The sequence below is a fragment of the Flavobacterium agrisoli genome, from assembly GCF_016522065.1.
Taxonomy (GTDB): domain Bacteria; phylum Bacteroidota; class Bacteroidia; order Flavobacteriales; family Flavobacteriaceae; genus Flavobacterium; species Flavobacterium agrisoli.
In genome coordinates this window covers 27055-41826 of the sequence record NZ_JAEHFV010000006.1, presented here as the reverse complement: position 1 = coordinate 41826, position 14772 = coordinate 27055, and the positions used below count along the sequence as shown (strand labels likewise).

Here is a 14772-nt window from a genome sequence, read left to right as displayed (position 1 = left end):
GACAAAATGAAAAAAATCATCATATTATTAGGACTATTAACTGCATTTAGTTCTTGCAACGATTATATCGAAGAGGAATCGCTCTCCTATGTACCGGCCGATGAGACCTACAAAACAGCTTCAGGGTTTCAACTATTGGTTAACTCTAATTATGCTACGCTAAAAAATATCTATGGAGGAAATCCATGGTTATTTTGCTCTGGAACCGACATGTATGCCGAGGGAAGAACTCCTGAACCAGCAGGTTTAGCAGAATACTCACTTTTGATTCCTTCTTCAACAAATGTTCAAGAATTGTATCTTAGTTGTTACCAAGCAATTCAATCTGTAAACAAGACGATCTATTATTCGACCATTACAGAACAAAATGCAAACATTCCAGCTTTGGTTGGTGAAGCGAAATACATAAGAGCTAATGCGTATTTCTTATTGGTACAAACCTACGGAGGAGTACCCATTGTAGATGAGAACATCACGTCGACTATTCTTTCTTTTGATAGAAATACAGCGGAAGAAGTATATGACCATATTATTAAAGATTTAAATGAATCTCTTGCAACTGTAGGAACTGCTTCATATGCAACCTCTGGAAAAGTAAATAAAAGAGCCGTACAGGATTTGTTGGCAAAAGTATATTTAACAAGAGGGTATGAAACATTTGGTTCACCATCCGATTTTACTGAAGCTGCAAAATATGCAGACTTAGCTATTGCCGGACAAGCTTTAACTATTCCTTTTGCTGATTTATTTAAAGCTACTACAACATCAAATAACGACTTGAATGCCGAAACTATTTTCTCTGTTCAATATAGCCAAGCCTCTACAAGTACAGATCCAACCAAATTAGGAAGCAGTCAGTTTTACTTTTTTGGTCCCTATTTAGGTGGTTCAGAAACCAACGGAGCACCTTTAAGAAGTTATAACTTATGCGCAACAGGATATACTTTAAGTCTTTATGAAAAAGGAGATACAAGATGGAATGCAACATTTATGACAGAAATTTTTGAATATAAAAGGCCATCAGATGGAAAAGTGGTATTATACACACCTTATTATGATACAACAATTCCTACTGCCAATTTAAAAATAAGACATTTTTATGAGCCTAAATGGTTTACTGCTGCTGACAAAGCTGCTTATCTATCTACCAACGCTAGTAGATTAGCTACTGGATTTGTATACCATCCTTGGGGTGAATATACTGCGGAACATACTTTAATTGACAACAGAGACTGTTACACAATTCCAGTTAAAAAGTTTGATGATCCTTCACCAACTACACCAATTTCAGCTCCAATAACTACTGATGGAATTACTTCAGGCGTAAGTACAAGAGATATTATTTTGGCTCGTTTAAGCGAAACGTATCTAATCGCTGCTGAAGCTTACCTAAAAGCAGGTAATCCTGCAACTGGATTAGCTAGATTAAACGAAGTGCGTAAAAGAGCGGGTGTAGCCAACGCTACTGCTGCACAATTCAACATTGATTATATTCTAGACGAAAGAGGTCGTGAATTAGTAGGTGAATACAAAAGATGGTTCGACTTAAAACGCACAGGTACACTTATTACAAGGGCTTCGACCTATAATTATAAAATTAAAGCTAATAATTTTGATGGCGCAAATGGTGAAAAGAAAATTTTAAGACCGATCCCTCAATTGGTTCTTGACTTAAATCAAAACAAAAATTTCCCACAAAATCCGGCTTACAATTAATGAATTAGTAAATGTTTATTGAATTTTAGTTTTTTGAGTTAAATTAGGGGCTTGGTTTAAAAACCAAGCTTCTAATTTTTTTTAATTTCAACCCTATTACAATGAAAAAAATCCTATTTATTATTTTCGCTTTAATGACTTTTACTTTAAATGCGCAAGTAAAATATAGCATTGATACTTCATTCACGCCACACAGCACCTACCTAAAAGAGGTTAAAAAATACCCAAATATTAAAATCAAAACACCACAAGAATTCAAATCCGTAAAAACCATTGCGGATATTCCTTATAAAAATACCGCTACAAGACCTTTACATTTGGATGCCTTCCTTCCTAAAAAAGGCAAAAACCACACTGCCATCGTCATGATACACGGAGGCGGCTGGAAATCAGGAAACAAAACCAATCTTAAACCCCTTGCTCAAACACTCACCAGCTTAGGATACGCCTGTTTTCCGGTAGAATACCAATTAAGTTTAGAAGCAAAATACCCCGAAGGTGTTTACGATGTAAAAAATGCGATTCAATTTGTTATAGAAAATCACAAAAAATTCAAGATAGACACTACAAAAATGGTAATTTTGGGCTGCTCGTCGGGTGGTCAAATGGCTGCTTTAATTGGCACGACCAATAACAACCCAAAATTTCAGGATTCCATCAAAAAAAACAACCATACCACCGCCGTGCAAGCCATAATTGATGTTGATGGAATCTTAGCATTTCACCATCCACAATCAGCAGAAGGCACTGTGGCATCATTTTGGTTGGGAGGTACCTACGAAGAAAAACCAGAAATTTGGGAAGAAGCGTCTGCCTTGAATCATACCGACAGTCAAACGCCCCCAACGCTTTTCATCAACAGCCAATTTGAACGCTTTCATGCAGGACGCGATGACATGATTGCCATTTTAAAAAAAAATAATATTGATTACGAAATAAAATACATCGAAAATTCGCCACATCCTTTTTGGCTTTTGGATCCTTATTTTGACCAAACCGTAAAGTACATCAACGATTTTTTGAACAAAATTTTTAAAAATAAAAAAGAGATTGACAATTAGTAACTCTATAAAATACAGTACAATGTTAAATAAGGTAATTTCAAATTTGCTTTCCGTTTTAGCGCTATGTTACTTTTTAAGTATAGAGTTGCCCGTTTACTCCCAAAACAATACCAAACAAACAGAAGTAATTTCAGAAAAACTGAAATATTCGGAAAGAATGGCTCTTTCAATTGTTAAAAGATATCCTGAAGCTTGGAAAATAGACAATAACGACAAACTCAAATGGGATTACAAAACAGGACTTACACTTTATGCTTTTGACAAGTTATATGGCAAGACAAAAAACGAAGTTTATTACAACTACATTAAAAATTATATAGATAGTGTAATAGAACCCTCTGGAGCTATTTTAGGAATAACTAAAGAAGAACACAACCTGGATGTCATAAATACAGGTAAAGTGCTTTTTAATTTATACAAAACAACAGGCGACCAAAAGTATTTAAATACCATCCATTTTTTAGCTGAGAAATTAAAAAATCATCCCCGTACAAATTCTGGTGGATTTTGGCATAAGGACATTTATCCCTTTCAAATGTGGCTAGACGGCTTGTACATGGAAGCTCCTTTTTACGCACAATATACCGTTGAATTTGAAAACGGAAAAAATTTGAGTGATGTTGTAAAACAGTTTGAAGAAATTCAAAAACATACTTACGACCCCAAAACAGGCTTACTTTTCCATGCTTGGGACGAAAGCAAAAAAATCGCTTGGGCAGATCCGGTTACAGGACGCTCTCCAAATTTTTGGTCGCGTTCAATTGGTTGGTACGTAATGGCTCTCGTAGATGTTTTAGACTATATGCCCAAAGACCATCCGAAACGGGTTACCTTGATAAAATTTCTTAATCAAGCTGCTGAAGGTATAGCAAAATACCAAGACAAATCTGGATTGTGGTTTCAAGTAACCAATATGGGGAAAAAAAAGGGCAATTATTTAGAAGCATCTGGATCTTGCATGTTTAGTTATGCTTTTGCCAAAGGAGCAAATAAGGGATATTTACCGCCCAAATATAAATTAATTGCTGAAAAAGCATTCGACGCAGTTGTAAAAAAACTAATAATAGTTGATCCTGACGGAGAACTTCATTTAACACAAATTTGCGGAAGTGCTGGATTGGGAGGTAATCCTTATAGAGATGGCTCTTTTGATTATTATATTAGCGAAAAAATTAAAATCGATAACTCACACGGAACAGCACCATTTATAATGGCTGCCTTAGAATTAAACAAATAATAAACTATCATGTTAAAAACAAAACAAAACCTTTTTAAAGTGGCAACATTGGCATTAGCGATGTCTATTTTGAGTTGCAAAACAAAAAACACTACCGTTGTGGATTCTTCAAAAATCCAAACCAATCAAAAATGGTCGGATAGAATGGCACAAACCCTTATAAAAGCGCATCCAGAATCTTGGATGATCGATGATGCCAAAGCGCCAAAATGGGATTATGTTCACGGATTGGTGTTAACTTCTATTGAAGAATTAGATCATACCAGACCCAATAAAACGTATGAAAATTACGTAAAAAGCTATGTGGATAATTTTATTGAGGCCGATGGATCAATCAAAACGTACAGCCTAGAGAAATACAACATCGATATGATTGTAGCAGGTCGTTTATTATTTGATGTGTATGCCAAAACAAAAGAAGATAAATATTTAAAAGCGATGCAGTTGCTTCGTAAACAAATAGAAGAACAACCTCGTACACCAAGTGGTGGATTTTGGCACAAAAAAATCTATCCAAACCAAATGTGGTTAGACGGATTGTATATGGGAGAGCCTTTTTACGCAGAATATACGGCTACTTTTGAAAAGGGAAAAAGTTTTGATGATATCGCCAAACAATTTGAGCTGATTCAAAAAAATGCAAAAGATCCTAAAACCGGTTTATTGTACCATGCTTGGGACGAAAGTAAAGAAATGGCTTGGGCTAACAAACAAACCGGACAATCGCCAAACTTTTGGTCGCGCTCTTTGGGTTGGTATGTAATGGCTTTAGTCGATGTATTGGATTATATGCCTAAAGATCATCCTAAACAAAAAGAATTGGTTAGCTATCTAAACGAAACAGCTGAAGCTTTGGTAAAAGTACAAGACAAATCAGGTTTATGGTACCAAGTTACCGATATGGGTAACCGCGAAGGAAATTACCTAGAAGCTTCTGGTTCGGCTATGTTTGCCTATGCTTTTGCTAAAGGAGCCAACAAAGGATACTTACCAGCGAAATACAAAAAAATTGCCAATCAAACTTTTGATGCAATGGTGAAAGATTTAATCAAAGTGGGACCTAACGGCGAAGTCGTAATTACACAAGCCTGTGCTGTGGCTGGTTTAGGAGGTAATCCATATCGCGATGGTTCTTACGAATACTATGTAAACGAACGTAAAAAAGACAATGACCCAAAAGCAACTGGACCATTTATCTTAGCTGCGTTAGAATTAAACCGATAAATTTTCAAATGAAGTACTTCAAAAGTACCACTGTCGCTTTAGCCATAGCCTTTACCACCATGGCTGAAGTAGTGGCTCAAAATAAAAACCAAACTTTAAAAGAAGAAATTGGGATTGCTGATAACGGAAACGGAACCTTCAGCAACCCAATTTTGCATAGTGATTACTCCGACCCCGATGCCATACGCGTCGGTGACGATTATTACATGACCGCTTCTTCTTTTAATTGCATTCCGGGCTTGCCTATTTTACATTCCAAAGATTTAGTAAACTGGACTTTGGTTAATTATGCCTTACCAAAATTAGAACCCTCCGAGGTTTTTTCCAAAGCACAACACGGTGGTGGCGTGTGGGCGCCTTGTATACGATACCACAACAACGAGTTTTATATTTTTTATCCCGATCCAGATTACGGAATCTTTGTGGTAAAAACCACTGATCCATTAGGTAAATGGTCAAAACCAATGCTAATCAAAGAAGGAAAAGGATTGATTGACCCTACTCCGCTTTGGGATGAAGACGGGAAAATTTACTTGACCTATGCTTTTGCAGGAAGCCGAGCCGGAATAAAATCATTACTAGCCGTTTGTACTCTAGAAAAAGAAACCTTACAAGCAAATCAGGATGATGTAATCATTATTGATGGGCATGAAGGAGAAACCACTATCGAAGGGCCAAAATTTTACAAACGCAACGGTTACTATTATATTTTTGCTCCTGCTGGTGGAGTTCCAACAGGATGGCAAACCGTGTTGCGTTCTAAAAACGTTTGGGGTCCTTATGAAAAAAGAAAAGTAATGGATCAGGGCAATACACCAATAAACGGCCCACATCAAGGTGCTTGGGTAACCACTCAAACGGGTGAAGATTGGTTCTTACACTTTCAAGACAAAGGTGCTTACGGGCGAATTGTACATTTGCAGCCCATGCAATGGAAAAAAGATTGGCCTATTATTGGAGAACCCTATGGCAAAGAAATAGGAAAACCGGTTCTCACTTACAAAAAGCCAAATGTCGGAAAATCAAATTTCCCTGTTACACCTTTAACCGTATCGGATGAATTTGACAAACCACAATTGGGCTTACAATGGCAATGGCATGCTAATCCACAAGTATACTGGGGCTTCCCTTCTACTATGGGTTACTATACCTTATACTGCCAACCCACTCCTGAAAATGCGACCAATTTATTTGATGTTCCAAATCTGTTATTGCAAAAATTCCCAGACGAAGTTTTTACCGCTACAACCAAAATGACTTTTAACGCGCGTTTTGATGGAGAACAAACTGGATTGGTCATTTTAGGTTTGGATTACACCTATTTAAAAGTAAGTCAAAAAGACGGGAAACTGTTTTTATCGCAAGTAACCTGCCAAAATGCAGATAAAAAAGGAACCGAAACAGAAAGCAAAAGCAAAGCGTTACAATCAAATACCTTTTATCTCAGAGTTAACGTAACCAAAGGAGCTGTATGCACTTTTGAATACAGCGAAAACGGAACAAATTTTGAAACCTTCGGAAAGCCTTTTACTGCTAAAGAGGGAAAATGGATAGGAGCCAAAATCGGTTTTGTTGCTCTTAGAGAAGGAAAGATAAACGACGCCGGGAATGTTTTAATCGACTGGATAAAATTCACTAAATAAAAACCAATGAACAACTTAATCAAAAAAATACCACTTTTATTACTAATCATTACAGGCTCCTTGCAAGCTCAAATGGGATACAACAAATGGGTTGATATCGTTCGTAAGAATCCAACAGCTTGGTTTCAAACCGAAGTAGCCAAAGCAGTCGCCGAAAACGTATTGCTTTACCAAAAAGACATAGGCGGATGGCACAAAAACATCGAAATGCAAAAACCGATTTCGGAGGAAGAGAAAGCCAAATTAAAAGCCGAAAAAAGCGACCCAAAAGGCTGCACCACCGACAACAACGCCACCTATCAAGAAATGAATTTCTTAGGTCGAATCTATCAAGAAGTTCCCGATGAGCGGTACAAAGCGGCTTTTCTATTAGGATTGGATTATATTCTTAAAGCACAATACGAAAACGGAGGTTGGCCACAATATTACCCGCTTAAAAAAGGATATTACACCCACATTACGTACAACGATAACTCCATGTACAACATCATGGTATTGCTAAAAAGCATCATTGATTACAAGAAATTTTACACTATTGATATTCCCGAAGACAAAATTAAAAACTGTCAGGTTGCTTTTGAAAAAGGAATTAGCTGCATCTTAAAAACACAGTACAAACAAGATGGTGTATTAACCGCATGGTGTGCCCAACATGACGAAGTAACCTTTCTACCTACCAACGCCAGAGCCTATGAACTTGCGTCTTTAAGCGGAAAAGAATCGGCAAAATTGGTACTTTTGTTAATGAGCATTGACAGACCTTCTCCCGAAATTGTGACAGCCGTAACCGCCGCAGACGATTGGTTTAGAAAGGTAAAAATAACCGATACCAAAGTAGAACGTGTATACGACGAAAACGGAAAAGTTACCGATACCAAATTGGTTAACGAACCCGATGCACCCTTTTTATGGGCACGTTTTATGGAATTAGACAACAACAAACCGTTCTTTTGTGACCGTGACGGAATAAAAAAATACAGTTTAGAAGAAATTGGGGCTGAACGTAGAAATGGATACAGCTGGTACTCTAACGAGCCGAAAGAAGTCCTGAAAAAATTCTACAAATGGAAAAAGAAAAACAATTTGGAATAAGCACAAAATGTAGTTCTAAAAAAGAAAATCTTGTAAATAGCAAAGCATACACCAAATGATTAAAATTAATAAAACAAACCGTAAGAACAGAAATTGGAGTTTATTAATCCTATTATTTGCTTGTACGGCATTCACACAAGAATCTGATTTTCATACTCAAAAAGCCGATGCCATTGTAAATGCCATTCAGTTGCCTACTATTCCGGATTATTCGGTAAACGTAAAAAAATTAGGTGCCAAAGGAAATGCCATTGCAAATGACAAAAAATATTTTGACAAAGCCATGGCGCTTTGTCAAAAAAACAAGGGAGGAACGATTGTGGTGCCCGAAGGGGACTACCAACTAAACGGCCCAATTCATTTTGTCAGTAATGTCAAATTGCAAATTGACAAAAATGCAATCCTTCGTTTTAGCGACAATCCTGATGATTATTTGCCTTTGGTACCCACCAGTTGGGAAGGCACTTTCATTTATAATTATAGTCCTTTGATTTACGCCTATAATTGCACCAACATAGCCATTACAGGCGAAGGAACTATTGATGGCGAAGGCGGAAAAACCTGGCATTCTTTCAAAGAAAAAGAAGGCCCTGGAAAAGCCAAAACCAGAGAAATGAACCACAACAACACACCCATATCCGAAAGAAAATTTGGAAAAGGCTATTTTTTAAGACCGCAACTGATTCAATTTTTTAATTGTAAAAACATTTTGGTAGAGGGTGTCAAAATCGAAGATGCTCCTTTTTGGTGTTTACATTTACTGAAATCGGAAAGCATCACCATTCGCAATTTGCGTTACCATTCCTTAAACAAAAACAACGACGGTATTGATCCCGAATATGCAAAAAATGTCCTAATCGAAAACATCCATTTTGATAACGGCGACGACAACATTGCCATCAAAGCAGGTCGTGACACCGAAGGTCGAGCTAATTCCAATACACCAAGCGAAAATATTGTAATTCGAAATTGCAATTTTAAAGGTTTACACGGAGTGGTTTTAGGAAGTGAAATGTCAGCAGGCGTTCAAAATGTTTTCATCGAAAATTGCCAAACAATTGGTTACCTTAAAAGAGGCATTTATTTTAAAACCAATGCCGATCGCGGTGGATACATCAAAAACATATACGCACGCAATATCAAATTAGATGAAGTGGAAGATGCCATTTACATCACAGCCAATTACATGGGAGAAGGAAAAGGACATCAAACCGAAATCTCCAATGCTTATTTCAGCAATATTTCGTGTAACAAAGCCAACCAAACCGGAATTGTAATACAAGGATTTCCCGATAAAAAAGTCCACGATCTGTATTTCGACAACATCGAAATCAAAGCAGCCAAAAATGCTATTAGTTCTGAATACACCGAAAACATCATCATGAACAATTTAGTAATTGGCGAACGCGCTACTATTCCAACAGCTGCAAAATAAAAATTTAAAACAATGAAAATACAATTAGCATCTTTATTACTACTGCTCTCAGTGGCAGTATCGGCTCAAAAAACCACTATTTACGGCATTGGCGACTCGACCATGGCCAACAAAAAGGATCCAGAAAAAAATCCAGAACACGGTTGGGGACAGGTACTACAACCGTATTTAAAAGACAATCTGATTTTTGAAAACAAAGCCATTAACGGCCGCAGTACCCGAAGTTTCATCAATGAAAAAAAATGGGACGAAGTATATCAAAAACTAAAAAAAGGCGATTATGTATTTATCGAATTTGGCCATAATGATCAAAAAATAAAGGATTCGGCACGTTACACCAACCCGCACACTGCGTATCGTTATAACTTAATTAAATTTGTCACCGAAGCCAGAAGTAAAGGAGCTATTCCGATTTTGTTTACTTCTATAGTAAGACGTGATTTTAATGAAAATGGGGTTTTAGTCGATTCTCACGGAGAATATCCGCTCGAAGTTCGTTTGGTAGCACAACAATACAATGTTCCTTTTGTAGACATGCAATACCATACCGAATTATTAGAACAAAAATACGGACCAGAAGGCTCTAAAAAACTGCATTTGCATTACAAAGCAGGCGAAAATCCCTACTATACCTCCGATAAAGATGATGATACCCATTTATCAGAATTGGGAGCCAATGAAGTGGCGAAAATTGCACTTCAACAAATAAAATTATTGCAAAATCCAGAGCTTAAGCTTTTACAAGCCGGAATTAAATAAAATAATGCCATGAAAAAGATACCCTTTTTACTGTTTGTACTTGGGTTTTGCCTAACTTTTGGAGGTTATGCACAACAAAAAACCATCAATTTATGGTCTTCTAAAATTCCCAATAGCATAGAAGCAAAAGACTATGCCGAAAAACCACAACTGGAAGAAGATGGAACGGTAAAAAGTACTTCACAAGTAGCCATTCCTACATTAAGTATTTTTGAGCCAGAAAATGGAAAAAGTAACGGAACCGCTGTTTTGATTTTTCCGGGAGGAGGCTATACTCATTTGGCCATGAATAAAGAGGGCTTTAAAGTAGCCAAATGGTTCAATTCGTTAGGAATTACAGCTTTTGTTTTAAAATACCGTTTACCCAACGATTTAATTGCTACCAATAAAACTATTGCGCCTTTACAAGATGCACAAGAAGCCATGCGTTATATTCGTTCGAATGCAAAAAAATGGAATCTGGATACCAATAAAATTGGTGTTTTGGGCTTTTCGGCTGGTGGCCATCTAGGCGCCACTATTGCTACTCATTTTGAAGATAAGGTGTACGAACCCACTACAGCGGTAAGTGCAAGACCTGATTTTTCAATTTTGGTTTACCCAGTAATCACCATGAACGAAAAATACACCCACATGGGTTCTCGTAATGCTTTATTAGGAAAAAATCCAACGCAAGAAACAATCGAGAAATATTCAGGCGAATTACAAGTTAGCGCTAACACACCGCCTACTTTTTTAATTCACGCTACCGATGACGGAGCTGTTCCTGTAGAAAACAGCATCAATTATTATATGGCTTTTAAACAACATAAAGTAAGTGCCGAAATGCACGTGTACAAAGTCGGTGGTCATGGTTTTGGCCTAGGTGTAAAAGACACGAGTTTATACTGGCCAGTGGTATGCGAAAATTGGCTTAAAAGTTTACAATTGATTCCGTAAGACTACTTGCCAACCGAATCAAACGCTTTCAAAGCAAACGTAGCCAACCAATGTTCGCCTTCATAATTACCATCTACAACCGAAGGTAAGGAAAATTGAAGATGTTGGTTGGCTATAGTTTTTAAATGCCCATATTGTTTGGGATAGTGGTTAGCCAAGTAAAACAAATTCCAAGCCCGACTAAAATTCAATCCATCCAAATGAACCAAATGTCCGTCGGTTCTATCGGAAACCTGAGCTACTTCCCAACTGAATTTTTTATCAGATAAATTAGGAGCAAATGCTTTGACCCATTTCAAAAATGAAGCCGAATCCATCACCCGTTGCATAATGCCCAATTCCTCCATACAAGGTGATAAAAAATCGGTACCGCTGGGTTCCCAAGTAAAGGGACAATTTTCGTCTTTTAAAAACAAACGCAATGCATTTTCTCTTATCGCTTTTTGTAAAACCGCATGATTACTATGCACGGCATAATCCCAAGCTAAGGATAATCCGAATGCCGTATTGGTATGTGTTCCTGCTCGAACGGGATAAAGCAATTTGGGCAAAAATTCCAGATAACGTATTACAATCAAGTCACTCAAAGGCTGCAACTGTTGCGCTAATTCTTTAGCGTACGCCCCATCACTTGTATCCAAAGCCAACTGCAATTGCAACAACCAAGCCCAGCCGTAAGTACGTTCAAATGATTTTTCGTGTATCTTAGAAAGATAGGCTATTTCAGCTTGAATATTGGCTGTAAACAAATTCACCTTTAATTTTTCGATAATCAATTCCTTTTGATTTAAATCTGGAAAATGTTGTAATAGATAGACCAAACTCCAATGCCCGTGCACCGACGAATGCCAATCAAAACAACCATAAAACGCCGGATGCAATACTTTAGGCGACTGAATTTCGGTACTATCCTGCAACAACTGACTTAATTTATTGGGATATTCTTGTTGCAAACAGGTAATCGGCAAACTAGCCAAATGATTGGCTTTTTCGAGAGTTAAGGTTTGTGCATAAAAATAGGGCGAAATAAAAAGGAAGAGCAAAATCAAAAAATTTCTCATAGGCTAGTTTTAATGATAAAGGGATAGTTTAAAAAGCAAAGTTTGTAAATTTGCCATCAAAAACAAGAAAATGTCACGAAAAATTAAATTAATTTGGGATTTTAGAGGACCTGCTGCCGCAAAAATAGCCGAACATCATGAAATTCATTTGAAAGAGTTCATTACGATTGAAAAGCTAACCCCAAATATCACGGGTTTTGAAATTAAAAATGAAATGTTAGCACTCGCTTATATGGTGGTAACCGAAGAAAATATGTTAGCCGTTCGAGATGCCCTAAAACCCCACCGCGGAGAAGTATATCTAGAAAACGAAAAGTCTTAAAACCGAAAGTTTCAAACAATCGACTTTAAGACCTTTGTACCTTTGTACCTTTGAGACTTTGCAGCTTAAAAAAAACCTAATTAGCCACTTCACTAATAAATTTAATACGCATCAAACGCAGCTCATCTATATCATATTCGCCATCAAATTCTTTTAAGGCATCGTTTATTTTATCCGAATCCGATTCCATAAAATAATCGTGAATTTCTTCTTGTTGGTCTTCATCTAATAAATCATCCAACCAATAATTGATATTTAATTTGGTACCCGAATATACAATCTGTTCCATTTCCTTAATCAACGCATCCATGGATAATCCTTTTGCCGAAGCAATATCGGTTAACGGTAGTTTGCGGTCAATGTTCTGAATGATATATAATTTATTTGCCGAGTTCACTCCAGTAGATTTCACTACCAAATCATCGGGTCTGATAATATCATGATCTTCTACATAACGGTTAATCAGGGCGATAAAATCAGCGCCATATTTTTTGGCTTTCCCTTCTCCTACCCCGTGAATGTTGCACAATTCCGGAATCGTAATGGGATATTTCAAGGCCATATCTTCCAAGGAAGGATCTTGAAAAACGACAAAAGGAGGCACGCCTAATTTTTTAGCCACTTTTTTACGCAATTCGCGCAACATTTCCATCAAAGCCTCATCCGCTGTAGCCGAAGATTTGGAAGCCGTAACTATGGTATCATCCTCGTTTTCGCTGTACTCGTGATCTTCCGACATCATAAAAGACCTTGGGTTTTTAATAAAATCCAGGCCTTTAGGGGTAATTTTAATGATCCCGTACGTTTCGATATCTTTAGAAAGAAAGCCTTCAACCAAAACTTGTCGCAACAAAGCCATCCAATATTTTTCATCATGATCAGAACCCGAACCAAAAAACGATTGGGTATCCGTTTTATGTGCTTTTATAACGGCATTAATCCGACCAATTAAGGTAAACACAATTTCTTTCGACTTGTAAATATGTTTGGTATCGCGTACAATTTCTAACAATTTCACTACTGCATCTTGGGCTTCCACCTTGGTTTTCGGATTGCGTACGTTGTCATCCATGTCGGCACCCTCTCCTGTCTCGCTGTCAAATTCTTCACCAAAATAATGCAATAAAAATTTACGTCGCGACATAGACGTTTCGGCATACGCTACCACTTCTTGCAACAAGGCAAAACCAATTTCTTGTTCTGCAACCGGTTTGCCCGACATGAATTTCTCTAATTTTTCAACATCTTTATACGAGTAATACGCCAAGCAATGTCCTTCTCCTCCATCACGTCCTGCGCGACCCGTTTCCTGATAATAACTCTCTAATGATTTGGGAATATCATGATGAATCACATAACGCACATCGGGTTTATCGATACCCATTCCAAAAGCAATAGTTGCCACCACCACATCGACATCTTCCATCAAAAACATATCTTGGTGTTTGGCTCTGGTTTTGGCATCTAGTCCGGCATGATACGGAACGGCACTAATGCCATTGACCTGCAAAACTTCTGCAATCGACTCTACCTTTTTGCGACTCAAGCAATAAATAATTCCTGATTTGCCTTTATGTTGGCGAATAAACCGAATAATATCCGATTCCACATTTTTCGTTTTAGTACGAACCTCATAATACAAATTAGGCCGGTTGAACGAGGCTTTAAAAGTATTCGCATCGGTCATGTCCAGGTTTTTTAAAATATCTTCCTGTACTTTTGGCGTAGCCGTAGCGGTCAATCCAATTACCGGAACATCTCCCAATTGCTTGATAATATGGCGTAAATTTCGATATTCGGGTCTAAAATCATGTCCCCATTCCGAAATACAGTGCGCTTCATCGATAGCCACAAAAGAAATAGGCACACTCTGTAAAAACTGCACATATTCTTCTTTGGTCAACGACTCGGGGGCAACGTATAACAACTTGGTAATTCCAGCAGTAATATCGGCTTTAACTTGGGTGATTTCTGATTTGGTAAGCGAAGAATTTAAAACATGTGCTATTCCGTTTTCTGAGGACAAACTCCGAATAGCATCTACTTGGTTTTTCATTAATGCAATTAAAGGTGATACTACAATTGCGGTTCCTTCCTGAATTAAAGCGGGTAATTGATAACAGAGCGACTTTCCGCCTCCTGTAGGCATAATCACAAAGGTGTTTTTTTTATTCAAAATACTTTGAATTACTTGCTCCTGTAAGCCCTTAAATTGACTAAAGCCGAAATACTTCTTTAATTCCTTATGTATTTCAATTTCGTTTGAATTCATTCTTTATT

Annotated in this window: 12 protein-coding genes; 10 read left to right on the top strand and 2 right to left on the bottom strand. The window is 37.4% G+C overall.

Annotated elements, in window-relative coordinates; translation table 11 throughout:
* Window positions 1–6 precede the first annotated feature (6 nt).
* The 9 genes from I5M07_RS13030 to I5M07_RS12990 all read left to right on the top strand — a co-directional run bounded on the left by I5M07_RS13030 (window position 7) and on the right by I5M07_RS12990 (window position 11109).
* On the top strand, window positions 7–1716 hold the full coding sequence (locus I5M07_RS13030) for a RagB/SusD family nutrient uptake outer membrane protein (protein WP_200106886.1): 1710 nt from the start codon (window positions 7–9) through the stop codon (window positions 1714–1716).
* A gap of 101 nt (window positions 1717–1817) precedes the next feature.
* Window positions 1818–2777 carry an alpha/beta hydrolase gene (locus tag I5M07_RS13025; RefSeq protein WP_200106885.1) on the top strand — a complete coding sequence of 320 codons (960 nt, stop codon included), beginning with the start codon at window positions 1818–1820 and terminating at the stop codon, window positions 2775–2777.
* Window positions 2778–2799: 22 nt separating this feature from the next.
* On the top strand, window positions 2800–4017 hold the full coding sequence (locus I5M07_RS13020) for a glycoside hydrolase family 88/105 protein (RefSeq protein WP_200106884.1): 1218 nt from the start codon (window positions 2800–2802) through the stop codon (window positions 4015–4017).
* Between the two features lie 9 nt (window positions 4018–4026).
* Window positions 4027–5241, top strand: coding sequence for a glycoside hydrolase family 88/105 protein (locus I5M07_RS13015; RefSeq protein ID WP_200106883.1), 1215 nt, complete (start codon window positions 4027–4029; stop codon window positions 5239–5241).
* A gap of 8 nt (window positions 5242–5249) precedes the next feature.
* Complete coding sequence (locus tag I5M07_RS13010) at window positions 5250–6884, top strand: glycoside hydrolase family 43 protein (RefSeq protein WP_200106882.1); 1635 nt, start codon at window positions 5250–5252, stop codon at window positions 6882–6884.
* Window positions 6885–6890: 6 nt separating this feature from the next.
* A complete protein-coding gene (pelA, locus tag I5M07_RS13005) occupies window positions 6891–7976 on the top strand; it encodes a pectate lyase (protein ID WP_200106881.1) in 1086 nt (361 codons plus the stop codon).
* Window positions 7977–8031: 55 nt separating this feature from the next.
* Window positions 8032–9411 (top strand): glycoside hydrolase family 28 protein, encoded by a 1380-nt coding sequence (locus tag I5M07_RS13000; RefSeq protein WP_200106880.1) that lies wholly within the window; start codon window positions 8032–8034, stop codon window positions 9409–9411.
* 12 nt (window positions 9412–9423) lie between these two features.
* Window positions 9424–10170: a rhamnogalacturonan acetylesterase gene (locus I5M07_RS12995; protein WP_200106879.1), complete on the top strand. Its 747-nt coding sequence runs from the start codon at window positions 9424–9426 to the stop codon at window positions 10168–10170.
* 9 nt (window positions 10171–10179) lie between these two features.
* Entirely contained in the window at window positions 10180–11109 is a 930-nt protein-coding gene (locus tag I5M07_RS12990) for an alpha/beta hydrolase (protein ID WP_200106878.1), read from the top strand.
* Window positions 11110–11111: 2 nt separating this feature from the next.
* On the opposite strand, the gene I5M07_RS12985 is transcribed toward I5M07_RS12990, so the two are convergent.
* A complete protein-coding gene (locus I5M07_RS12985; RefSeq protein ID WP_200106877.1) occupies window positions 11112–12170 on the bottom strand; it encodes a DUF2891 domain-containing protein in 1059 nt (352 codons plus the stop codon).
* A 70-nt stretch (window positions 12171–12240) separates the two neighbouring features.
* Between I5M07_RS12985 and I5M07_RS12980 the strand changes: the two genes are divergently transcribed.
* Entirely contained in the window at window positions 12241–12492 is a 252-nt protein-coding gene (locus tag I5M07_RS12980) for a hypothetical protein (protein WP_200106876.1), read from the top strand.
* A 76-nt stretch (window positions 12493–12568) separates the two neighbouring features.
* Here the strand turns inward: I5M07_RS12980 and recQ are convergent, their stop codons facing one another.
* Window positions 12569–14764 (bottom strand): DNA helicase RecQ, encoded by a 2196-nt coding sequence (gene recQ, locus I5M07_RS12975; protein ID WP_200106875.1) that lies wholly within the window; start codon window positions 14762–14764, stop codon window positions 12569–12571.
* Between the last annotated feature and the right edge of the window lie 8 nt (window positions 14765–14772).

What these genes read in the sequence shown, in the direction of transcription:
- I5M07_RS13030 (WP_200106886.1), top strand. Translation starts at nt 7, where the DNA reads ATGAAAAAAATCATCATATTATTAGGACTATTAACTGCATTTAGTTCT.
- I5M07_RS13025 (WP_200106885.1), top strand. Translation starts at nt 1,818, where the DNA reads ATGAAAAAAATCCTATTTATTATTTTCGCTTTAATGACTTTTACTTTA.
- I5M07_RS13020 (WP_200106884.1), top strand. Translation starts at nt 2,800, where the DNA reads ATGTTAAATAAGGTAATTTCAAATTTGCTTTCCGTTTTAGCGCTATGT.
- I5M07_RS13015 (WP_200106883.1), top strand. Translation starts at nt 4,027, where the DNA reads ATGTTAAAAACAAAACAAAACCTTTTTAAAGTGGCAACATTGGCATTA.
- I5M07_RS13010 (WP_200106882.1), top strand. Translation starts at nt 5,250, where the DNA reads ATGAAGTACTTCAAAAGTACCACTGTCGCTTTAGCCATAGCCTTTACC.
- pelA (WP_200106881.1), top strand. Translation starts at nt 6,891, where the DNA reads ATGAACAACTTAATCAAAAAAATACCACTTTTATTACTAATCATTACA.
- I5M07_RS13000 (WP_200106880.1), top strand. Translation starts at nt 8,032, where the DNA reads ATGATTAAAATTAATAAAACAAACCGTAAGAACAGAAATTGGAGTTTA.
- I5M07_RS12995 (WP_200106879.1), top strand. Translation starts at nt 9,424, where the DNA reads ATGAAAATACAATTAGCATCTTTATTACTACTGCTCTCAGTGGCAGTA.
- I5M07_RS12990 (WP_200106878.1), top strand. Translation starts at nt 10,180, where the DNA reads ATGAAAAAGATACCCTTTTTACTGTTTGTACTTGGGTTTTGCCTAACT.
- I5M07_RS12985 (WP_200106877.1), bottom strand. Translation starts at nt 12,170, where the DNA reads ATGAGAAATTTTTTGATTTTGCTCTTCCTTTTTATTTCGCCCTATTTT.
- I5M07_RS12980 (WP_200106876.1), top strand. Translation starts at nt 12,241, where the DNA reads ATGTCACGAAAAATTAAATTAATTTGGGATTTTAGAGGACCTGCTGCC.
- recQ (WP_200106875.1), bottom strand. Translation starts at nt 14,764, where the DNA reads ATGAATTCAAACGAAATTGAAATACATAAGGAATTAAAGAAGTATTTC.